At 61.4% G+C, this 22,265-nt stretch carries 19 protein-coding genes; 15 read left to right on the top strand and 4 right to left on the bottom strand.

Going from position 1 to position 22,265, the window contains the following annotated elements; translation table 11 throughout:
• Positions 1-184: 184 nt before the first annotated feature.
• From H3T89_RS04245 to H3T89_RS04235, 3 genes are all read right to left on the bottom strand, one after another.
• Positions 185-880, bottom strand: a complete 696-nt coding sequence (locus H3T89_RS04245) for a thymidine phosphorylase (RefSeq protein WP_198203513.1) — start codon at positions 878-880, stop codon at positions 185-187.
• Between the two features lie 13 nt (positions 881-893).
• Positions 894-1,973: an NUDIX hydrolase gene (locus H3T89_RS04240; RefSeq protein ID WP_198216299.1), complete on the bottom strand. Its 1,080-nt coding sequence runs from the start codon at positions 1,971-1,973 to the stop codon at positions 894-896.
• Positions 1,974-2,034: 61 nt separating this feature from the next.
• Positions 2,035-4,281 (bottom strand): RNA degradosome polyphosphate kinase, encoded by a 2,247-nt coding sequence (locus H3T89_RS04235; protein WP_110417735.1) that lies wholly within the window; start codon positions 4,279-4,281, stop codon positions 2,035-2,037.
• Positions 4,282-5,062: 781 nt separating this feature from the next.
• Between H3T89_RS04235 and H3T89_RS04230 the strand changes: the two genes are divergently transcribed.
• The 14 genes from H3T89_RS04230 (at position 5,063) to leuA (ending at position 18,528) form a co-directional block, all read left to right on the top strand.
• The gene (locus tag H3T89_RS04230; RefSeq protein ID WP_198216298.1) at positions 5,063-5,833 is read left to right on the top strand and encodes a hypothetical protein; all 771 of its coding nucleotides are present in this window, start codon (positions 5,063-5,065) and stop codon (positions 5,831-5,833) included.
• A complete protein-coding gene (locus H3T89_RS04225; RefSeq protein WP_015022556.1) occupies positions 5,830-6,918 on the top strand; it encodes a CpaF family protein in 1,089 nt (362 codons plus the stop codon). The genes H3T89_RS04230 and H3T89_RS04225 overlap by 4 nt, the downstream gene beginning before the upstream one ends.
• Before the next feature lie 13 nt (positions 6,919-6,931).
• The gene (locus tag H3T89_RS04220) at positions 6,932-7,594 is read left to right on the top strand and encodes a hypothetical protein (RefSeq protein ID WP_015022555.1); all 663 of its coding nucleotides are present in this window, start codon (positions 6,932-6,934) and stop codon (positions 7,592-7,594) included.
• Entirely contained in the window at positions 7,585-8,127 is a 543-nt protein-coding gene (locus tag H3T89_RS04215) for a type II secretion system F family protein (protein ID WP_015022554.1), read from the top strand. The genes H3T89_RS04220 and H3T89_RS04215 overlap by 10 nt, the downstream gene beginning before the upstream one ends.
• Positions 8,128-8,502: 375 nt before the next feature.
• Positions 8,503-8,694, top strand: coding sequence for a DUF4244 domain-containing protein (locus tag H3T89_RS04210; protein ID WP_332461042.1), 192 nt, complete (start codon positions 8,503-8,505; stop codon positions 8,692-8,694).
• Positions 8,681-9,058 carry a TadE/TadG family type IV pilus assembly protein gene (locus tag H3T89_RS04205; protein WP_015022552.1) on the top strand — a complete coding sequence of 126 codons (378 nt, stop codon included), beginning with the start codon at positions 8,681-8,683 and terminating at the stop codon, positions 9,056-9,058. The genes H3T89_RS04210 and H3T89_RS04205 overlap by 14 nt, the downstream gene beginning before the upstream one ends.
• A gap of 3 nt (positions 9,059-9,061) precedes the next feature.
• Entirely contained in the window at positions 9,062-9,457 is a 396-nt protein-coding gene (locus H3T89_RS04200) for an Rv3654c family TadE-like protein (RefSeq protein ID WP_044090941.1), read from the top strand.
• A gap of 70 nt (positions 9,458-9,527) precedes the next feature.
• The gene (gene dnaX, locus H3T89_RS04195) at positions 9,528-12,470 is read left to right on the top strand and encodes a DNA polymerase III subunit gamma/tau (protein WP_015022550.1); all 2,943 of its coding nucleotides are present in this window, start codon (positions 9,528-9,530) and stop codon (positions 12,468-12,470) included.
• Complete coding sequence (gene recR, locus H3T89_RS04190; RefSeq protein WP_015022549.1) at positions 12,470-13,072, top strand: recombination mediator RecR; 603 nt, start codon at positions 12,470-12,472, stop codon at positions 13,070-13,072. Before dnaX ends, recR begins: the two co-directional genes overlap by 1 nt.
• A gap of 128 nt (positions 13,073-13,200) precedes the next feature.
• Positions 13,201-14,034, top strand: a complete 834-nt coding sequence (locus H3T89_RS04185) for an aspartate kinase (protein ID WP_015022548.1) — start codon at positions 13,201-13,203, stop codon at positions 14,032-14,034.
• Entirely contained in the window at positions 14,031-14,594 is a 564-nt protein-coding gene (locus tag H3T89_RS04180; RefSeq protein WP_015022547.1) for an ACT domain-containing protein, read from the top strand. Before H3T89_RS04185 ends, H3T89_RS04180 begins: the two co-directional genes overlap by 4 nt.
• Positions 14,595-14,611: 17 nt before the next feature.
• Positions 14,612-15,700 (top strand): aspartate-semialdehyde dehydrogenase, encoded by a 1,089-nt coding sequence (locus H3T89_RS04175; protein WP_015022546.1) that lies wholly within the window; start codon positions 14,612-14,614, stop codon positions 15,698-15,700.
• A gap of 42 nt (positions 15,701-15,742) precedes the next feature.
• On the top strand, positions 15,743-16,363 hold the full coding sequence (locus H3T89_RS04170; protein ID WP_015022545.1) for a DUF5701 family protein: 621 nt from the start codon (positions 15,743-15,745) through the stop codon (positions 16,361-16,363).
• Positions 16,364-16,617: 254 nt separating this feature from the next.
• Positions 16,618-18,528: a 2-isopropylmalate synthase gene (gene leuA, locus H3T89_RS04165; protein WP_198203200.1), complete on the top strand. Its 1,911-nt coding sequence runs from the start codon at positions 16,618-16,620 to the stop codon at positions 18,526-18,528.
• Between the two features lie 92 nt (positions 18,529-18,620).
• Here the strand turns inward: leuA and H3T89_RS04160 are convergent, their stop codons facing one another.
• Entirely contained in the window at positions 18,621-20,867 is a 2,247-nt protein-coding gene (locus H3T89_RS04160) for a transglycosylase domain-containing protein (RefSeq protein WP_015022543.1), read from the bottom strand.
• 193 nt (positions 20,868-21,060) lie between these two features.
• Here H3T89_RS04160 and H3T89_RS04155 point away from each other — a divergent pair, with 193 nt between their 5' ends.
• The gene (locus H3T89_RS04155) at positions 21,061-22,203 is read left to right on the top strand and encodes an inositol-3-phosphate synthase (RefSeq protein WP_015022542.1); all 1,143 of its coding nucleotides are present in this window, start codon (positions 21,061-21,063) and stop codon (positions 22,201-22,203) included.
• Positions 22,204-22,265: the final 62 nt, after the last annotated feature.

Raw genomic sequence — 22,265 nt, 5'->3', positions numbered from 1 at the left:
TTGGGAATGGAAATGAAAACGCCGAACCATGCAAGCGCCTGTCGGCGCAAACGCCGCTCGCAGCGGCAACAAACGGAGCCCGGGGCTTAACCATGGTCCGACGCAGTCCCCATTGTAGGGCATGCCGGGGTCTGATCTGTGTTCACGGCGCGCTTACGCTTCCGGCTTGAAAGGGTGGCGGATCCTACTCCAGCCGTCCCCGCCGCCAGAGTGATGCGCCCCTCATGAAGTCACGTGCCGTCTGATTGAGGGAGTTGACGGTGCGCTGTGCCGCGTCGACCTCCTTGGTATCCTGACCGTCCAGCTGCCGGCTCTGGGCGTCCCGGATGGTGGTCTTGATTCCGCGGGCGATCACGTCGCAGAAGGCTCCGGCGCGTTCCAGGGCTATGGCGAAGTCGCCCGTGAAAGCTCCGGAGAGGATGGAGTCGGCGGTTCGGATGATGTCGTCGGCCTCCGGGGCCTGATCCACGCCGGCGATGGCTGATGCAGCGCTGTCAGTGGGTTCGCCCAGCCGCCACAGGCGGCTGATTCCATCAGCGTCCTTACGCATCCAGCTGCGAAGCATGTAGAGCCGCCAAAGAATGCCAGGCAGAGAGTCGGGGTCACTGTCGCTCCAGAGCTCGGCCACTATATCCACGCCCTCGCGGTCGACCAGGGTCAGGACTCGTTTGACGATGGCCGGGTCGGCGCTGTGGTGGACCCGGTCCAGCAGGGAGGCTGCTGACACATGGCTCATCTCGCTGATCTGCTGTGGATCCATGCCTCCGGAGAGCTGGTCGGCGATGGCCGGATCCAGCTGACCAGGGCGTGAAGGACGCGATGCTCCGGTGCCGGAGGCTACGAATCCCGTGCGGGAGGAGCGGATTGAGGATGAACCGATTCTGGAGTTGCTGTCAGTAGACAATGGGAGTCACCTTCTGTATGTCGATGATGGTCGGATGATTGGGGTCGCCGGTCAGACTGAGGACGACGGCGTTGCCGGTGGGCATGAAGGGGGAGTCATCGGGCAGCCGTTTGGACAGCGATCCGCTGGAGCATAGCCCGCGCAGCTTCTCGAAGACTCCTCCCAGGACAGGGCGATGCATGCAGATCATGATGGTTCTGTTACCTGTCAGCAGGTCGGCCATCTGCCCGTCCAGCCAGGTGTGGGCCTGGTCTGGGCGTCGGTGGTAGGAGGACTCCGTCAGACAGGTCACCATCTCTATGGGCAGGCCTACCTCGTCGGCGTAGGGTCGCAATGTCTGCACACAGCGGATCCAGGGGGAGGACAGGAGGTTGTCGGGCGCGAAGCAGGCCAGCTCACGAGCCAGGGCATAGGAGGTGCCGGCACCCCTGGGGGTCAGGGGACGATTCGCGTCCTTGCCTGTCCACTCCTTCCGGGCCACAGCCTTGCCGTGGCGGACGATGATCAACTGACGAGCCCGGATGCCTCCCTGCTCCACCTGATCCACGAAGGCGTCCAGTATGGTTCTGTCGCTGGGGTGGGTCAATAGTTTGCGGGCTTCTGAGGCTCCAACCCATCGTATCTGGTCGATTTCCCTGGAATCAGGCCGGTGGATGGGTCCCAGCAGTGCACTTTGACCGGCGGCGTGCTCCGAGTCGGTCGGCGTGGCCATCCAGTAGCAGATGTGTTTGAGCCTGCCACCTTTGCCGCCCCGACTCCTGCCCTCGTTGTTCAGCGGATATTCGGCATCTCCCAGGTATGGCCCCAGCCGGACAAGACAGCCGGTCTCCTCGCCCACCTCGCGCACGGCCGCCCGCATGTGGGTCTCACGATTCTCCAGCTTGCCCTTGGGCCAGCTCCAGTCGTCGTACTTGGGACGATGGACCAGGCAGAGCTCCAGCTGATCGAGGTCGGAGCGTGGGCTGGCTCCTGGGGCTGCTCGGCCGTCGTCGCTGAATTTCATCCATCCCTGGAAGCTTGTGCGCCACCGGTAGAGGATGGCTCCGGCTGCCTCGACCGTCCTGCTCATGGCCGGGCGCCATCCCAATCGTCCGCCTTGGCGGCGGACCGGCCGGTCGGGAGGCGCATCATCATCTCCTGGCCCTGGGGGTTCGGGTGTGACGGTCGATCAGGTACTCCTGGGAGTCGACCAGAGGCCGGCCCTGATCATCGCGGCTGTGCCGCACATAGGTGCCGTCGGGCTGCATGTGCCAGGAGCTGGTGGTGTCGGCCATCTGCAGATCCACGTAGTCGATCAGTCCCTGCACCTGCTCGGGCGCAGTGATGCGGACAAGCGCCTCCACGCGGCGGTCCAGGTTGCGATGCATCAGGTCGGCGGAGCCTATCCAGACCTCTGGCCCGGCCAGAGGACCCTCGCCGATTTGGGGGCCCTGGGAGTTGGCGAAGGCGAAGATGCGGCTGTGCTCCAGGAACCGGCCCAGGATGGAGTGGACTCGGATGTTCTCGCTCAGTCCGGGCACGCCAGGTTTCAGGGAGCAGATGCCACGCTCCACGATGTCGATGCGGACCCCCGCCTGGCTGGCCCGGTAGAGGGCGTCGATGATCTTTTCATCCACCAGGGAGTTGACCTTGATTCGTATCCATGCAGGCTTGCCGTTCAGGGCGGTCTCTTCCTCGCGGGCGATCCGCTGCAGCAGCCCGGAGCGGACTGTGCGTGGGGCTACCAGCAGTCGGTGGAAGGAGGACTTGGGTGCATAGCCTGACAGCTGGTTGAAGAGCCTGGTCAGGTCCTGTCCCACCACTGGGTCACAGGTCAGCAGACCAAGGTCGGTATACTGGCGGGCGGTCTTGGGGTTGTAGTTGCCGGTGCCTACGTGGCAGTAACGACGCAGGCCGTCCTGCTCCTGACGGACCACCAGGGAGAGCTTGCAGTGGGTTTTCAGGCCCACGATCCCGTAGACAACGTGGACACCGGCCCGTTCCAGCTGACGAGCCCAGGCGATGTTGGCCTCCTCATCGAACCGGGCCTTGATCTCGACCAGGGCCAGGACCTGCTTGCCGGCGTGCGCGGCATCCACCAGGGCATTGATGATGGGCGAGTTGCCCGAGGTCCGGTAGAGGGTCTGCTTGATGGCCAGCACTCGCGGATCGGCTGCTGCCTGCTCCAGGAAGGCCTGAACTGAAGTGGAGAAGGAGTCATAGGGGTGGTGAAGGAGGATGTCATGCTCGCGGATGGCGGCGAAGATGTCCTGGGCCTGGCTGGATTCCACCTCGGCTATCTGCCGGTTGGTGGTGGGAATGAATGGGCGAAACTTGAGGTCGGCCCGATCGATGGACTGCAGTTCGAACAGGACGGTGCAATCCAAGGGGGCGGGTAGCCGATAGACCTCCTCCTGATTGACTCTAAGCTTGCTGGCCAGCAGCTGGGAGAGGAAGGGAGAGGCGGAGTCGGAAATCTCCAGGCGGATGGGCGGTCCGAACCGCCGTTGCAGCAGCTCCTTCTCCATGGCGTTGAGCAGGTTTTCGGCGTCGTCCTCCTCGACGTCAATATCCTCGTTGCGGGTGACGCGGAAGGAGCGGGCCTCCTTGATGATCATGCCTGGGAAGAGGTATTCCAAATGGGCGATGATCAGGTTCTCCATGGTGATGAACCCGTAGCGCTCCTCCCGACCCTCTTCGTCGGTCAGGTCGTCCACAGGAACCAGGCGGGAGAGATTGTCGGGAATCTTGACGCGGGCGAAGTGGGTCTTGCCCGAGGTGGGGTTCTCCACCAGGACCGCCAGGTTCAGGGAGTTGCCTGAGATATAGGGGAAGGGGTGGGCCGGGTCGACGGCCAGCGGGGTCAGGACCGGAAAGACCTGGTTGCGGAAGAAGTTGGTGAGCCGTTCCTGTTCCTGACTGCTCAGCTGTGTCCAGCTCAGAAGGATGATGCTTTCGGCCGCGAGATCAGGCAGGATGTGGTCGATGACGTAGTGGGCATGCTCGTCCTGAAGCTTGTGCGCCTGCTCGGAAATGGCTCTCAGTTGCTGACGAGGGCTCATTCCGCTGGCTGCAGTCACAGCGATGCCGGTGTCTACGCGACGCTTCAGACCAGCCACGCGAACCATGAAGAACTCATCAAGATTGCTGGCGAAGATGGCGGCGAAGTTGGCGCGCTCCAACAGGGGCACGCTCTCATCTTCGGCCAGTTCAAGCACGCGTTTGTTGAACTTGAGCCAGCTCAGCTCCCGGTCGAAATAGCGATCCTCAGGCAAGGGCGAGACCGGGTGATCCGAGTGCCTGGATACGTGCCGTGCCTGGCCGTCGGTCTCGGCAATATGCTCCGCGATCTGGCTGCGTAGCAAGGCCTTGGAGGGTGCGTCAAATTTCTGAACCATACCATAGCACTTTATTCGCAGGTGCCGTCCTCTGCAATCGTTGATAAAGCCTGTGGATAAATAGGGACGGCCCCCCGCAGGAGGCCGTCCCTACAAGGTCGGTCCAGATGGAATCTCTGCACAACATCATCGTTGCAACGGTCAAGTCTTATATACCCGTCCAACGTATCGGTCCTGGTGGCCATACACTTTGTGGGCTTCCGTGCTCTTGAACCGTCCTTGTATATGCCATTATGCCAGTTTTGTGGCCGATGGCAAGATATTCATGGGGTTAGAGCCGAGAAGGTTGCTGGCTTGAACTTTTGTGCGGTTGCGTGCATTGAGCTAGGTAGAAAGTGCCGGTTTTGGAGGAATCTGTCGCTTCCCTGTGAGCATCTGTGGCATTCCATGGACATGGGCTTAAAAATGCTGCAATTTCGGGCGTGTCGTGGGTTTGACGCATGTGTTCACACAGAGGGTGAAGCGATGTGGAGGCATAGGGTCATTCGACCACATCGGTTCCGGGTACTGGTGCTGACGTCAAAAGGTGGATGTACTGGTAGCCATGACTGGAATGAGTGCAGGCAGACCGCCGACGATGATAAAAGGCGGCATAAAAGGGCGGGAACCCGAATGGACTCCTCACTCCTTTGATTCGTTCGGGTTGTCTTCGGAACGTCGGCCAGGGAGGGTGACTGGCGAAGATACAGGCATCGGGCAAGGTGGCTCAGAAGTCAAATACGGGTCCGCTGTGACGGGGCTGGTCTTTCTCTCGGCTTCTGGAGGAATTGGGCTGACAACCATGACGGCCCTGATGGCCAAACAGCTTCGGAACATGGCCCTGTCATGCGCTCTGGTGGATTTGGACCTGGATGGAGGAGGGATGGATGTCCTGGTCGGCATCGAGGGGGCGCCTGGCATGCGATTGGGGCGGATTCGTGCTCCCCTGGGCCGGGTGGATCCTCAGGCCCTTCGTGAAGAGCTGCCGGTCTGGGATGGCATCCCGCTGCTCAGCAACGATCCCTGGAGTGCTCCGCCACAGGGCTGGTGGGACATGGACGCAGCTGTCAGCGCGATGGCAGGATTTGCCGATTTCCTGCTGATTGATGCCGGTCGGGGCCAGGGTCTGGGTAATTTGCGCTCGCTGAAGGGACTGCCTTCGCTGTTGATGGTGGACATGACCGTGCTGGGCCTTGCACGGGCGAAGGCACTTCTCCATGCCCTGAATGCCCACAGGGATGCTGATGATCGAACTCAAGACAGCCCATTGATTTCGTGTAGGCCTCCTATGGCTCTGATTGGGATGATGCCCACTCGGCACCGGGTCAGTCATGGTGTCGACCCGGAGCAGGCGGAGGAGTTTCTGGGCCGATCGGTGGACGTGGTTCTCAAGCCACAACCGAGACTGTCGGCATCCGTCCTGGACGGGCGCGGCCTGGAACGGGTGCCGCGCACTTACGCCCGGGCCCTTCATCCCCTGGCAGAGCGGATCGCGGGGATGGTCGTCGTCGGCGCAAAAAAGGAAGAGCGGGTCTCTTCTGGCGGATTGGCTCGGTCCGAGGCTATCAAATGATCACGGGGAACGGGAAAAGCCTTGAAGGTTCATTCCCTGACGACTATTCGTCTCAACCGCCCACTTTCGGCTACCTGGATGGGCTGGTGAGTGATCCTGCGGTGACTGACATCGCGGTGACCGGGCAGGGCGATGTATGGATCGACCGGGGCGCGGGGATGGAGGAGGTTCTGCTTCGGCCCGGGTTCACCGGACCTCGGGCAGTAAGGGACTTTGCTGTGCAGTTATGCGCTCAACTGGGGCGTCGCCTGGACGATGCCCGGCCCATGGCTGATGCTTCCAGCAGGGAGGGGATCAGAGTCCACGCCGTGCTTGCCCCGCTCGTGCCCGAGGGCGCAGCCATTTCCATCAGACTGCCCAACAGACACCCGCCAGGGCTGGAGGAGCTGGCTGCTGCTGGGTTGTGTCCTGCCAGCTGGCTCTTCATCCTTCGGGCGCTGGTGGTCAATCGGGCCAGCATTCTGGTGACTGGCGGCACGGGTGCCGGCAAGACCACACTTCTGCGGGCCCTGCTGCGCATGTGTCCACAGGAGCAACGGCTGGTCGTCGTGGAGGAAGTCCGTGAGCTTGGTCGTATCGACGGTCACAGGAATATGGTTTCCCTGGCTGTCAGAGAGTCCAACATTGAAGGGGCAGGGGGTGTGGGGTTGGTCGATCTGGTCAAGGCCACACTGCGTATGCGGCCCGATCGGATCATCCTGGGCGAGTGCCGGGGTGAGGAGATAGCTGATCTGTTGCGGGCTTTCAATTCCGGTCATCGGGGCGGGATGGCCACGCTGCATGCCGACAACGTGGAACGAGTTCCAGCCAGACTGGCGACTCTGGGGTTGCTGGCGGGGCTGCAGCCGAGGGCACTGGCGGCTCTGGCCCAGGGGGCGTTTGACGCTGTTGTCCATCTGGAACGTTCAGGCGGTCATAGACATATCGCTCAGATTGGTCGACTGACGACGGCCGCTGACGGCCGGCTTTTGGGGGAGGCTGTCTGTACTTGGCCGGGCCGAGGGACCGCTACGTATGGAACAGCTTGGTCGAAGTTTGCCAGGCGGTGGGGCATTGTGACCAGCGCCCCGGCGGGCGTTCCGTAGTTCGAGGTGGATTATGAATGACGAGACTGCAGCCTGGTTGGCTGCGATGATGACGGCTTTTGCCTGTCTGGCCCTGCTTCCGTTGAGAGGCGACACGGCCGCAAGGCTGAAGGCCATGTCGGTCAAGCCCTCCGCACAGTCGGATCGGCCCGGACTGGCGGTGCTGATCGCTTCCCTGCTTGCTTATGTCGACAATGGAGGCGGTCTGGTAGAGGCTTTCGAAGAGGCATCCGGACGGCGATTCGCCACCCGTGAGGTCACGCGGGAACGTGTCATGGTCATGTTGGAGAACCGGTGCTTGCCCCAGGAACAAGGGCCGACTCTGACGATTATGGCACAGGCTCTGATGGCCTGTTATGGGCTCAGCGCCATCCTGGGGTGCCGGGCTTCGGATGGACTGCGCACCGTGGCAGCCATGCAGACGCGGCGGGCGGCTCTGGATGAGGCCCGGGAAAAAGCTTTTGCTGTGCCCAAGGCCACGATTCGCCTCCTGTCGACCCTGCCAGCGTTGACAATCATCATGGGGGAGTTCATGGGAGCGCGACCGTTGGCTTTCCTGTGTCGCTCAGGACCGGGAACCATCTGTCTGATCCTGGGAGTGGCCTTCTATGTTCTTGGTCTGGTTTGGATGCATCTGCTGATGAATGATCTGGGCAGGGAGAATCCATGGATCTGAAACCACTGATTGCCGCTCTGTCGACCATAATGGCCTTTCTGCTTATGAAATTTGACGGCTCGGATGAGCGATTGGCTGATGAGCAGGTCTCCACGCCGCCCTTGAGTCTGGTATTGGCTTTGCTGGGAGTCGCTGTTCGTCAGGGAGCTTCACTGCCCAGGGCTTTGAGCGTGGTTGGCGGGCTGCTGCCAGGCCCTTATGGGCTTCGGATGGTTCGCGTGGCTCACCTGCTCAGACGTGGTAATGGATGGGATCTGTCCTGGTCGGGAGCAATCGGTGATCCTGGTTACGGACGGTCCATGCAGGTCCTGGCTGACTGTCTGGAGCCGTCCTGGCGTTTGGGATCATCGCCTCTGACGCGTATCGGGACGACCATGCGCCAGCTGGATCACCATGCCCGCAGCATGCTGGCCCGGGCCACAGCGACGATAACCGTCAGGCTGTTGGTGCCGACAGGACTGTGCATTCTGCCGGCCTTCGTCCTGATTGGAGTCATCCCCTGCATTGCGGCTTTTGCGGGTGGGATGTCCTGAGGATATGGAGCTCTTACGGGCACAGTTTTCCACAGGTCGACGATTTGGCTCCACTCGTCCACATGTATCTGACAAGGCGACCGAGACGGACTGGAACGGGCACAGTGAAAGGTACCGGATGCCGGATTCCTCAGGAACGGTCATTCGCCGGGACGGGGAAGACAAGGAAAGGCAAAGGTGAGAACGATGACATACTCACAGCAGATTGCGACGGTTTTCCATCTGCGGACCAGGCAGGCAGGAGGCCAATTGGTGCCGGTTACGACACGGTCTGCTGCAGGTGTCGGTTCCGGGTGGTTGCAAAGAATAAGACAGCGTTCCAACCGGTTCATGACAGCTTTGTACGTTCGAATCAGTCAGGCTATGGATTCTGGAGTGCGTGCCCTGCATGCGCGGCTGAGTGTGGTGCTGGCTAGGCCTGAATCAGGGGCCATCACTGCAGAATATGCCGTGATCATGGTGGCGGCCGCCACGCTGGCCGGCGTACTGCTGGCCATTGTCAAATCCTCTTCCACACGCACTTTGCTGATGGGGCTGGTGAAGAAGGCGCTCAGTGCTGTCGGCTGAAAGGCGGTCCGGGTGTGGAAGACGGTGGCGATCCGATAAGGGCACGATAACGGCCGAGTTCGCCATCGTGCTTCCCGCAGTCATGACCCTGGCTCTCATACTGCTGACGCTGACCCAGACAATCAGGATTGGCATGGTCTGTCAGGATGCGGCCAACGCGGCAGCAAGAGACCTGATCGTCACCCGGGGCAAGGGCGATTCCCAAAAACTGGTGCACCGGATGGCCGGGCCGCATGCCCAAGCGAGGTTGAGTCCATCAGCAGGACAGACGGCAGTCAGGGTGTCGTGCCCAGTGGTTTCCAGCCCAATGGGTGTGCTGCCTGCACAGGTCCATGGCGATGCTGTAGCCATATTGGAGGAATGAGTCATGCCCGGACATGCCAGGAGGACGCACGTGGAGCGTACCGGTTCATGGATAAGGGGTTCGGATACGGGCTCCGGCACGGTTCTGGGCATCATGCTGATGACTCTGGTTGGCCTGGGTCTGGTTCTGGCGGCATTGCTGGGCAATCTCATGATCTGCCGGACCCGTGCACGCACCGGCGCCGATGTTTCGGCGCTGGCTGCAGCTTCTGCCCTGGACGAAGGACCGGCGCAGCCCTGTACTCTGGCCTCCCGGGTCGCCCGTCTAAACCGTGGCGTCCTGACGGACTGCCAGGTGGATGAAGGCGACGTAAAGGTCTCGGTGGGGGTAGACACCGGAGTCCCGATGATGCCCCGCCTGGTCCAGTCTGCCCGGGCAGGCCCCGAACCCTGTGGATGAGAGGAGAAAGCGGGGCAAAAGCCTTAGGAAGGAAAGCGGACGTGTCTAAAGAAATGGATAGCCTTGAACCATGGCACTAGCACTCTATCGGCGGTATCGGCCTGACACTTTTGACGGCATCATCGGTCAGAAGCAGGTCACGGTGCCCCTTACCCGAGCTCTGGATGAGAATCGGCTGACCCATGCCTATCTCTTCTCCGGTCCTAGGGGATGTGGAAAGACCAGCAGTGCCAGGATTTTCGCCCGCTGTATTAACTGTGCCAAGGGACCGACCAGCCATCCCTGCGGCGAATGCGACAGCTGCAGGGATCTGGCCACCGGAGGCCCCGGTTCCATTGATGTGGTGGAGATTGACGCCGCCAGCCATAATGGCGTTGACGATGCGAGGGAACTCAGGGAGCGAGCAGGTTTCGCCCCCGTGCGCGACCGGTACAAGATCTTTATTTTGGATGAGGCTCATATGGTCACCCAGCAAGGTTTCAATGCCCTGCTGAAGATCGTCGAGGAGCCGCCGGAACACGTCATGTTCATCTTCGCCACCACAGAGCCGGAGAAGGTGATCGGCACCATCCGCTCCCGCACCCACCATTACCCCTTCCGTCTGGTGCCCCAGGAAGTCATGGGGCCTTACTTGGAGGATATTTGCGAAAAGGAGGGCATCAAGGCCGAACCTGGTGTGCTCAAGCTGGCCATGCGGGCTGGAGGCGGTTCTGTGCGTGACACCCTTTCCGTGCTGGACCAGCTCATGGTAGGCGCCGACGAGCACACCATCACCTATGATGCGGCTGTAGCTCTGCTGGGGTTCACTCCTGCCACACTGATCACCGACGCCGTGGATGCGCTGATCGCCCACGATGGAGCTGACCTCTACGGGGTCATTCAAAAGGTTGTCGTCGGCGGGTTCGAGCCCCAGCGCTTCGTCGAGGATCTGCTAGCCCATGTCCGCGACCTGCTGGTTCTCAAACTGGCGGGAGACCGGGCTGAAAGCGTGCTTAGCGAGGATGCCGACGACGACCAGGTGGCCGATCTGCATCGGCAGGCGGATGCATTGGACCTGCAGGTCCTGACCAGAATGGCTGACATCATCAATGATGCGCTGGCGGGAATGAATGGAGCCACCTCGCCCAGGATGCGCTTGGAGCTGCTGGCTGCCAGGCTGCTGGCAATTGGTTGCGAGCATATGGAGCAGGTACCCGCCGCAGGGGCAACTTCCACCGTTGGTCCGACCCCAGCGCCAGCCCGCAGCGGGTTCATCGGCGCTGACAGGTCTCAGCAGAACGGTCGACCGTCCAGAGCATCTCAGTCTGGTAGTGCTGACAGCGTTGATCGCCCTGAACAACCTGGCAGAGCAGGATCGTCGTCTGCAGCAGCGCCCGCTTCCTTTGCCGGACCACAGAACATAGCAGGTTCCCATTCCGATTCCCCAGCCGGCGGAAAGCGAGAGGGCGAAGGACGGCGCACCCATTCAGGCTCAGGCTCTATCCAACCCGAGCACAAGCAAGCCCCCTCCTCGCCGACTGGGCAGACGGCGGGGCAGGTCGGATCATCCAATCCTTCCGGACCCGCCCGGTCTCCGGAACCGCTTCGGTCTGTACAACCGCAGGCTATGCGAGGACAGGAAGCAGAGATTCCAACTGGTACGGAACTGGATAAGCGCTGGGATGCCCTGGTGGCTGCCCTGCCGGATGAGGTCCGCCAATATGTGGTGCGGGACCGTGTGCCTACTGTGGCCATGAAAGCAGATCCCTCAGGCCGCAAGCGACTGTCCATGACCTTCGACCGTCCGCTCAGCCAGCATGCTTTCGCCATGGCCGTGGCTGCGCAGTCGGTTGACGGGGAGACCAAAGTTCCGCGTATTGTCATGGTCCGCGCTCGCCAGGAGTTTGGACAGGCCACCATGATCGCCCCATCAGGGACGGCTGCCAACGGCGAAACGGTAGAGTCTGTCAACAAGATGTCTCCTCAGCGTCGAGCAGAGGTCAAGAAGGAAGTGGCTCTGGCACGGGCCGGCTTGGCCACCATGAACCTTGGAGCGGCGGTCATGCCTCATGCAGCCACGGAACAGGGGCATGCCCCTAGGGAGATGACAGCCTCGGCTGGTCATGAGGGTGAGACTGGAGCATCGGCACCTGAGGGGAGGTCCACCCCTGGAGAAGCTTCAGGTGATGGGAACTCCGACGACGCCCACCACCCGGTCGGCGGTCCGGTCCAGTCGTCTTCGGAACCCCTGCCGGCGGCGGGCTTTGGCTCAACTGCTTCTACGGTATTGCCGGACGATGATCCCTGGGCACATCCCATGCCAGCGACGCATACGCCGCAAAGGGTCTGGCGGTCCGGTGAGGGTAGCGACGGATCCGATGGTCAGAAAGACCATGAGTCCAAAAAGGTAGCTCTGCCCGACATGAGCGATGACACGGATCCTTGGGCCGTGCCCGATTCCGGGGCCAGTGCCGCAGCCCCTGCAGAGTCCTCTGGCAGTCAAGGCCATGAGACTACGAATCAGAGGCTTGAAGTTTCGAAGTCGGTTGATTCATCTGGTCAGGGAAGCGTCTCGAGTGCAACCTCGGCTCCGACATTGGAGACCGGATCGGTTTCCGATGAAGGGGCCATGGCGACTGGCATATCAACCTCGTCGGACGTGCAGAGCGACGATCACGGTTCTGATGCCGCCGGCGGCTTGGTTGGCATCCAGGCAGCGGCAAAGGTCCCTGGAGCTGAGGACAGGAGAATGCCCGCAGGCTTCGCTGGTCCGGCTTCCGGTGGCCCCAGTCAGGATGGAGCCTCGTCTGCTGCTGTTTCCTCCCAGGCTCCAAGGCCGTCCGTGGATCCCGAGGACGACGTCTATTCCATGGACGATGCCAGGCTTGGGGCGGACAATGCCATGAACCAGGATGAACTGACCAAAATGTTCGACGTGACCAAGGTAGAGGATTTTGCTGCTGACGACCCCCAGAATCCGATCAACGTCCAAAAGCGCCGGCAGGAACAGGCGCAGCGACAGGGAGGTGAATGATGGCTGCTACCTATGATGGGGCCATTCAAGAGCTGATCGATGCCTTTGCCCAGCTGCCTGGCATCGGTCCCAAGGGTGCACAGCGCATCGCCTTTTACATTCTGGGGGCCGATCGGCGCAGCGCTCAGGATCTGGCCGATGCCATTGTCGCCGCCAAGGAGAAGGTTCGGTTTTGCGAGATCTGTGGCAATGTCTGCGAGACCAGCCCATGCCCCATCTGTCAGGATCCGCGTCGTGACCGCAGCATCATCTGCGTAGTCGAGGAGCCCAAGGACGTGATGAGCATCGAACGTACCGGAGAATACCGGGGTCTATATCATGTGCTGGGTGGGGCCATCGACCCCATGTCCAACGTCGGGCCAGGCGATCTGCGCATTCCCGAGCTCTTGAAACGGTTGGGCACGGATCAGGTCAAGGAGGTCATGCTGGCACTGGATCCCAACATCGAAGGCGAAGCCACCACCACCTACCTGGGACGGTTGCTGGGTCCTCTGGATCTGCGGGTCACCAGGCTGGCCAGCGGCCTGCCCGTCGGCAGCGATTTGGAATATGCTGACGAGATCACCCTTGGCCGTGCAATATCCGGTCGCCGCGATCTGTAAGGTCCGCGCTCATTGTTTCGCATGTTGGTGGAGGGGGTCTGATAGAACGGTGTCGTTCGTATAATCCGTGTAATCAATATGTTGCAGATGATGGTCTAGTGGCTTAACCGTCGCGGGATGGAACAGCAGTGGCACTTATCGTTCAGAAGTATGGCGGGTCCTCGGTGGCGGACTCGGACTCCATCAAGCGTGTGGCCAAGCGTATCATTGATACCAAGCGCGCCGGCAATGACATCGCAGTGGTGGTTTCCGCCATGGGGGACACCACTGATGACCTGATCGATCAGGCCATGGATGTGGATTCCAATCCTCCTGCCCGTGAGATGGACATGCTCATGACGGCGGGGGAGCGTATCTCCATGAGCCTGCTGGCCATGAGTATCCATGCGCAAGGCGAGCACGCCCACTCCTTCACAGGTTCGCAGGCTGGATTCATGACTGATGCACGCTACGGCGCAGCCCACATCCGTCATGTCCGACCCCAGCGAGTCATGAAGGCCTTGGACCGAGGCGAAGTGGGAATCGTAGCAGGCTTCCAGGGGGTCAACGCCGACGGCGATGCCACCACTCTGGGCCGAGGCGGCTCTGACACCTCGGCTGTGGCTCTGGCTGTGGCGCTCAATGCGGATGTCTGCGAGATTTATACCGACGTGGACGGCGTATTTACAGCCGATCCGCGCATTGTGCCCACCGCTCGAAGAATTGCCCGCATCTCATACGAGGAGATGCTGGAGATGGCCGCCGCCGGATCCAAGGTGCTGGCCCTGCGCTGCGTGGAGTATGCGCAGCGCTTCCGCATGCCCATCCATGTGCGCAGTTCCTTTTCCCACCGTCCGGGCACGCTGATCATGCCCGACGATGTCGATGTCGACAAGATTCCCAATCTGGAGACCGGCCAGTTGCCGGATCGCCCCGCTGCACATACCGACAGGCAACGGGATATGACGGAAGGAAGGTCATGACCAACGGCGAATCCATGGGCGACTTGTTCCCAGACCTGAACGGCCCCGAGTCACCCATCATCTCAGGGGTTGCCCACGACCGCAGCGAGACCCAGGTCAGCCTGCGGGCAGTGCCTGACCGACCTGGCGTAGCCGCACAGCTCTTCACCATACTTGCCGAGGGCGGCATCAACATCGATATGATCGTCCAGGCTGGGGCGGCCACCGGAACCGTGGACATTTCCTTCACTCTGCCGTCCGCTCAGGCTGACCAGGTGGTCCCCATGCTGGATGACTCCCGCGAGCAATTGGGGTTCCGCTCGGTCGACATCAATCCCGAGGTGGGTAAGGTGACCCTGGTAGGGGTGGGCATGAAGACCCATTCGGGTATCACGGCCACCTTCTTCCGCGCCTTGAGCGACCGGCATATCAACGTGCTTATGATTTCGACCTCCGAGATTCGCATCTCTGCCCTGGTGCCTATCCAGGATCTGGATGAGGCGGTGCGGGCCATCCATACGGCCTTCCATTTGGATGCCGACCAGGTCGAGGCGGTCGTTTATGGCGGCACGGGTCGCTGAGCGGAGAGGAGAGAGCAATGACGGATAAGGCTGATTTAGCGAACAACGGTCGCCGTGGCATCAATGTAGCCGTTCTGGGCGCCACCGGCCAGGTAGGCATGGTCATGCGCCGCATGCTGGACGAACGGGACTTCCCTGTAGCTGACCTGCGCTTCATGGCCTCATCCCGGTCTGCCGGCGAACAGTTGCGCTGGCGCGACAGGACCATCACGGTTGAGGATGTGGAGCAGGCCGACCTGAGCGGAATCGATCTGGCCATCTTCTCCGCCGGCGGTTCGACCTCAGGAACCTGGGCCCCACGCTTCGCCGAGGCCGGAGCCTACGTGGTCGACAACTCCTCCCATTGGCGGATGGATCCCGATGTCCCCTTGGTGGTGTCTGAGGTCAACCCCGAAGACCTGGATCTTATACCACGACGAATCGTAGCCAATCCCAATTGCACCACCATGGCCTGCATGCCGGTGTTGAGCCCCTTGGCCAAGGCATATGGTCTGCGCCGACTGATCGTCTCCTCCTACCAGGCTGTGTCGGGGGCTGGTCGTGCCGGCGTCCTCCAGCTACGCGACGAGGCCAAAACAGCCGTGGAGCAGGGTGCTGATCGTTTGGTCTTCGATGGATCGGCCATTGAGTTCCCCCCACCCACCAAGGTCGTGCGCACCATCGCCTTCAACGCTGTTCCTTTTATAGGCGACTTGGTCGATGACGGCAGCGGGGAGACCGATGAGGAGCAGAAGCTGCGCAATGAGAGTCGCAAGATTCTCCACCTGCCTGATCTGGCCGCCTCCTGCACCTGTGTGCGTGTAGGAGTCTTCACTGCCCACGGCATGAGCATCAATGCCGAGTTCGAGCACGATGTCACTCCTGATCAGGCCCGCGACCTGCTGTCCAAAGCCCCCGGAGTAAGTCTGGCGGAAATACCCACTCCTCTGGACGCAGCCGGCAAGGACCCCAGCTTCGTGGGCCGCATCCGCCAGGACCAGGCTGTGGAAGGCAAGAAGGGATTGTCCATGTTCGTGGCCAATGACAATCTGCGCAAGGGAGCCGCCCTCAACGCCGTGCAGATCGCCGAGCTGATCGCCCGCAAGCACTTCGCCGACAGGATCTGAGATGATCGGTTCGCCTGCGGGGCACCGGTTAGACTGGAGACCATGACCAGATCTTCCCAAGAAGTGCAGCGGCAACTTGATCGGATCGTGGCCCTGGGCTATCCGGATGTGGCGGACATCAGCGCCGCCGCTTTCAGAGCCTTGGCCCAGCCCCTGATCTCCGCGCTGGAGTCCACTGAGCTGGGTGAGCAGATTCTGCTCATCCCTACCAGGGAGCTGGTCTCGCCCGAGTCGCTGATCGCCCGGACCAGCATCAATCGCATGGCCGGTTTTACCACTATGCCGCCGCGCGACATCGCCAGCTTCCTGCCTCAGAACGGATTCGAGCCGCCTGAGGGACCTTTTTACATCGTCCTGGATCCGCATACCGGCACCTGCTACACCAACCGCGAGCCGGACGTGGCCCGCAAGCTGATCGACTCCGACGACAGGCTCCCTCTGACCTTGGAGGAGGGCCTGGCCATCGCCACCCAGCATCCCGACTGGTTGGCGGTCAAGAACGGTTTCAACCTCCTGGGTTCCCACAGCGCCGATGGGCGTGTGCCCAGCATCTGGATGAGCCAGAACGCCCCCCGTCTGGGCTCGGTCTGGCCTAACTCGCGCCATACCTGGCTGGGCAACGCCTACTGCGAGGGCCGTCGCGGTGTCTCACTCTTCCAGTGAATCCCTTCAACTGAATCTTATGCGGTGAGCACTCTGTAAGTGCTTGCACGGTCTGGAGCTTGCAACTTGGATAACCTTGCGAATCATGCCAGACCCTGTTCCCTCGCCTTCCCCTGCGTCGTAATGCGGACCCGGACCGCATGTCCCGGCTCTCCTCCGGTAAAATAATGGCACCCCCGGTACGGTTTCGGCCTGCCCGAACACCCATGGCCGGGTGATATTGCGGTTTCCGACGAACGAAAGAAGGAGGAGAGATGGATCAGGATCGTGCATCCGTGTTTGATCTTGCGGCCCAGGCCGCGGCGTCCAATGGAGGGAACAACGACCTGCTGCTGCCTCCCCCCAGGTTTGTGGGTTCGCCGCAAAAGCCGAGCGCCATGCCCTACAACAAATATGTGGCCTACAACAAGCAGGTGCCATTTGACTATCCACAGCGCACCTGGCCGGGCAAGACCCTGAAGCGGGCGCCCCGCTGGTGCTCAGTCGATCTTCGCGACGGCAATCAGGCCCTGGTCGACCCCATGGATTCCGAGCGCAAGCTGAGATTCTGGAATCTGCTGATTTCCATGGGCTTCAAGGAGATTGAGGTGGGCTTCCCCTCGGCATCCGAGACCGATTACGACTTCATCCGCCTCCTGATCGAGCGCGAGCTGATTCCCGACGATGTGACCATCGTGGTCCTGACCCAGGCTCGCGAGCACCTGATTCGCCGTACCTACGAGGCCCTGCGTGGAGCCAAGCGGGCCGTGGTTCACTTCTACAATTCGGTTTCGGTCCTGCAGCGGGAGGTGGTCTTCCACAAGGACAAGGCCGGGATCAAGAAGCTGGCCACCGACGCCGCCGAACTCTGCCGCTCCTTGGAGGCTGATGCCGGGGGCACTGATCTTTCCTATGAGTATTCGCCCGAGTCCTTCTCCGGCGCGGAACCCGAGTATTCCCTGGAGGTCTGCAACGCGGTCATCGACGTGATCCGGCCTACGCCGGAGCATCCCATGATCATCAACCTGCCCAACACCGTGGAGATGACCACCCCCAACGTCTTCGCTGACGAGGTGGAGTACATATCCACCAACCTCAAGGACCGGGATGCGGTGGTGCTCTCTCTGCATCCTCACAACGACGAGGGCATGGCCGTAGCCGCCACTGAACTCAGCCTGCTGGCTGGGGCTGACCGGGTGGAGGGCTGCCTGCTGGGCAATGGCGAGCGCACAGGCAATGTCGATATTTGCACGGTGGGGCTGAATCTGCTGGTCCAGGGAATCGATCCCCAGCTGGACTTCTCCGACATGCCCGGTATCCGTCGGACGGTGGAATACTGCAATCAGATCGCCGTCTCCGAGCGGCATCCCTACGTCGGCAACTTCGTCTTCACGGCCTTCTCCGGCTCCCATCAGGATGCCATCAAGAAGGGATTGGACGCCCGGCAGCAGGCGGCTCTGCGCGCCAACGCCAATCCTGACGACTTCCTCTGGCTGGTGCCCTACCTGCCCATCGATCCCAAGGATGTGGGCGGCAACTACGAGGCCATCATCCGGGTCAACTCCCAGTCGGGCAAGGGCGGCATGGCCTACCTGCTCAAGGCAAACCATCATCTGGACCTGCCTAAGCGCCTCCAGGTTGAGTTTGAACGGCTGGTACAGGGCTATGCCGACAGGACCAAGCGCGAGGTCAAGGATGCCGACATCTGGCGCCTCTTCAAGGATGAGTACCTGCCCGTGGAGGCTGGTGGAAGCGTGGTCGGCGGCGAGTCCATGGCCGATCAGTGCGACGAGACTCTGCGCCAGTGGGGTCGTTTCAAGCTGCTGAATGTGGCAGTCACCTCCGGTGAGGACGGCTCCAACACCGCCCTGGATGCCACCCTGCTGGACCGGGGGCTTGCCCCAGGCGACCCTGAGGAGCGTCGTCGTGTCCAGGGGCATGGGAACGGGCCTATTGCGGCCTTCCTGGATGCGCTCAAGTCCTTGGACCAGACCGTCTCGGTCCTGGATTACGCCGAGCACGCCATGACCGCCGGCACGGATGCTCTGGCAGCTTCCTATGTGGAATGCCGGGTGGGCGAACCGGCCAGGTCTCGGGTCATCTGGGGCGTGGGCATCGACTCGTCCATCTCTACCAGCTCTCTCAAGGCCATCATCTCGGCCCTCAACCGTTTCCAGCGCGGCTAGAAATCATAGAGAGGCAGCAGCTACCGTCAGCCTCACCGCCTGATCCGAACGCAGCGGATTGGTTCGGATCAGGCCAGGTTGTCCACACTGGTTTACTGCTGGGATGACTCTGACTCGGAGTTGCCCCCAGTGGTTCCGCTCTTGCTGTCCTCGGTACCACCTCCATTGCCTGAACCGCCTCCATTGCCTGAACCTGAACCGTTGCCGGCTCCTGACTCCTGCTGGGGAGCTGTGTGCTGTTGGCTGCGTTGCTGAGGCACATATCCATAGTTGTAGCTGCGCTTGGGCGTATAGGAGTAGCTCTGCCTATATCCGGTGCCCCAGCTGCCATCCGGCCCGCCGATCTTGCCATGGTCTTCGGCCGCAGGGAAGCGCTCCACTGGGCTGTTGCCCAAGGCCGACTTCATGTACTGGGTGAACAGCGGGACCGGTAGAAACTCATTCTGATAGACGGCGGGCACCCTGAGTGCGCTGCCGTCCTGCCCTTGGTTCCAGACAGCGAAGGTGGTCAGAACCGAGGGGGTGAATCCGACGAAGGATATGGCTGTCTGGTCGTTGGCCGTGCCTGTCTTGCCGGCGATGGGCCTGCCCAGGGAACGCGCATAGGTGGCGGTGCCGTACTGAACTGTGGTGCTCATGGCTTTCTGCAGCAGGGCCACCTGGTCGGCGTTGAAGACCTGATCCGACTGGATCGCGGCCGTGTAGAGCTCCTGATCCTTGGCATCCTTGACCTGGGCCACCAGATGCAGCTGTGGCCGCTTGCCGCCATTGGCCAGAGTGGCATACCCCTGTGTCACGTCATAGACCGAGAGGGCATCCAGGCCCAGGGTGTCGAAGGTGGTCGTGTCGTCGATTTTGCCGGTGATGCCAGCTGTGTGGGCCACCTGGGCGATTTTTTGTGAGGTCACGTGTTCCCCCAGATCCATGAAGACCGTGTTGACCGATCTGGCGAAGGCCGAATAGAGATTGATGTATCCGTAGCTGACGTTTCCGTCGTTGGCGACGGACTTGCCCACGCTGGAGAAGGTGCGCGGTGAATTGCCGTTGAAGACAGTGTTCAGGTTGACTCCATCCTGGATGGCGGCCAGGAGCGTGTAGGCCTTCATGGTCGAACCCACCTGGTAGGTCGCCTGATCCACGTTGTTGAGCGGGTGGGTCAGGTAGTCGTCACCGGCATACAGGGAGATGATGGCCCCGGTCCTGGGATCGACCGAGAGCCCACCGGTCTGCAGGGTGGGTGGCTGACGCTTGTTGCCTGTGGACGGGCTTGCCACCTGGAACATCAGATCCTGCTTGTCCTTTTGGATGGTGGTGATGATTCGGTAGCCGCCAGTATCCAGATCGTCCGCGGTAAAGGGGGCCTTTTTGCCGGAGGCCAGCTCGTTGCGGACCATACGCAGCAGATAGCCGTTGGGCCCCTGATAGACGTTCTGCGGCGAGTACTTGATGGTCTGGGGCATCTGGGCGCCGACCCGGTCCTGGCGGCTGATGTAGTGGTCCTCCTCCATTATGCCCAGCACCCTGTGGAAGCGCGATTCGGCCTGCTTGGGGTTGATCGCCGGATCCCAGGAGGCCGGGGCGGGGATGATGCCGGCCAGCATGGCCGACTCGGGCATGGTCAGGTCCTTGGCGTCCTTGCCGAAGTAATTCTGGGCGGCGGCCTGGATCCCGTAGGCGCCGCGGCCGAAGTAGATGGTGTTCATGTAGTTGCACAGGACCGCGTCCTTGCTCTCGGTCCTGGAAATCTTCAAAGAGAGGATGGCCTCGCGCAGCTTGCCCTTGTAGGAGGTGGTCTCGCCCAGATAGTAGCGCTCAGCGTACTGCTGGGTGATGGTGGATCCACCCTGCCGGGTGCCCTTGGTCACGTTGTTGAGCAGGGCACGACCGATGCCCTTGAGGTCGATGCCGTTGTCCTTATAGAAGGAGCGGTTCTCCGAGGCGACGACCGCATTGCCCACATACTTGGGCAGGACAGCGCAGTCTATGATTTCCCGGTTCTGATCGGCGTAGGTTCCGATGGGTGTTGTGCCGTCCGCATAGTAGACCGTGGTTTTTTGTGCCAGGGCCTGCTTCTCCGGTGGGATGATTTCAGTGGTCAGATACAGGTATGCGAAAGCCGCCGCCCCGGCGACCAGCACCAGTCCCAGCAGGGCCAGGGTCCACTTAAGCACACGATGTGACTTCTTGTGAGGCCGCCTGCGACGAGGTCCGCCGCCCCGGGGATTCCGGTCGGCATGCCGCGAGGTGAGCCTGTCGGCGCGATTCCTGCCCCCACTCGCTCCGGACTGGATCCTGCGTGTGGGCGAGGTCGAACTGACTGAACGAGTCTGATTGGCCATGCCAACCACGCTATCCGGCAGGGCTGAAAACTGTTCGACCTAGGGCTGAACGTTCATCATTTTCGTACGTTTGCACCATCCTTTGGGGTCTATACTGCCAGCGGGCGCGCATATGAAGCCCGATTCCACCATGCCATCCATCGGGAGAAGGTATGCTTAGGTTGGAATAACTCAGTAAATCAGAGGAGTTTGTATGAGCATCCGTGTAGCTATAGCGGGCGTGGGCAACTGCGCTTCCTCGCTGGTACAGGGAGTCGAATATTACAAGGACGCCAAGGATGATGACAAGATCCCGGGCATCATGCACGCCAATTTCGGCGGCTACCGCATTCGTGACGTGGAGTTCGTGACCGCCTTCGATGTGGATTCACTCAAGGTCGGCAAGGACCTGAGCGAGGCCATCTTCGCCTCGCAAAACAACACCTACAAGTTCTGCGACGTTCCCAACAAGGGCGTGGAGGTCCTGCGCGGGCCGACCGGCGACGGGCTGGGCGAGTACTACAAGAAGATGATCACCGAGTCGGATGCCGAGCCCGTGGATGTGGCCCAGGTTCTGCGCGACAAGAAGGTCGATGTGCTGGTCTCCTACCTGCCCGTCGGCTCTGAGCAGGCCGACAAGGCCTACGCCACCGCCGCCATCGAGGCCGGTTGTGCCTTCGTCAACTGTCTGCCCGTCTTCATCGCCTCCGACCCCGAGTGGGCTCAGAAGTTCCGCGATGCCGGGCTGCCCATCGTGGGTGACGACATCAAGAGCCAGGTGGGTGCCACCATTACGCACAGGGTCATGGCCCGTCTCTTCGAGGATCGCGGTGTGCGCCTGGACCGCACCTATCAGCTGAACGTGGGCGGCAACATGGACTTCATGAACATGCTGCAGCGTACCCGTCTGGAGTCCAAGAAGGTTTCCAAGACCCGTGCGGTCACATCCATTGTTCCTCACGACATGGATCCCCACAACGTCCACATCGGTCCCTCGGACTATGTGGCCTGGCTGGATGACCGCAAGTTCGCCTTCGTGCGTCTGGAGGGCACCACCTTTGGAGATGTCCCGCTGAATCTGGAGTACAAGCTGGAAGTCTGGGATTCACCCAACTCGGCCGGTATCGTCATCGATGCCCTGCGCGCCGCCAAGATCGCCCTGGACCGCCACCTGGCCGGTCCGGTGCTGGCGCCCAGCTCCTACTTCATGAAGTCGCCCGCTGTCCAGCATGAGGACAACGAGGCCCGCCAGCTGGTCGAGGATTACATCACCGGCAAGGTGGAGGGCGACGAGAGCGCCCTGGATGCCGATGTCAAGGCCGCCAAGGAGAACGGCAAGGACGTCTGGCACGCCTGAGTAGAGTCAGTCGGGCGCTGTCAGGCGCCTGATAAAGCATGTGGCCGACCTCTTTCGGGGGT

The sequence above is a fragment of the Bifidobacterium sp. W8114 genome (genome assembly GCF_016101165.1).
GTDB lineage: Bacteria > Actinomycetota > Actinomycetes > Actinomycetales > Bifidobacteriaceae > Bombiscardovia > Bombiscardovia asteroides.
The sequence above is the reverse complement of the archived record's forward strand: the minus strand, read 5'-3'. Positions and strand labels throughout refer to the sequence as shown.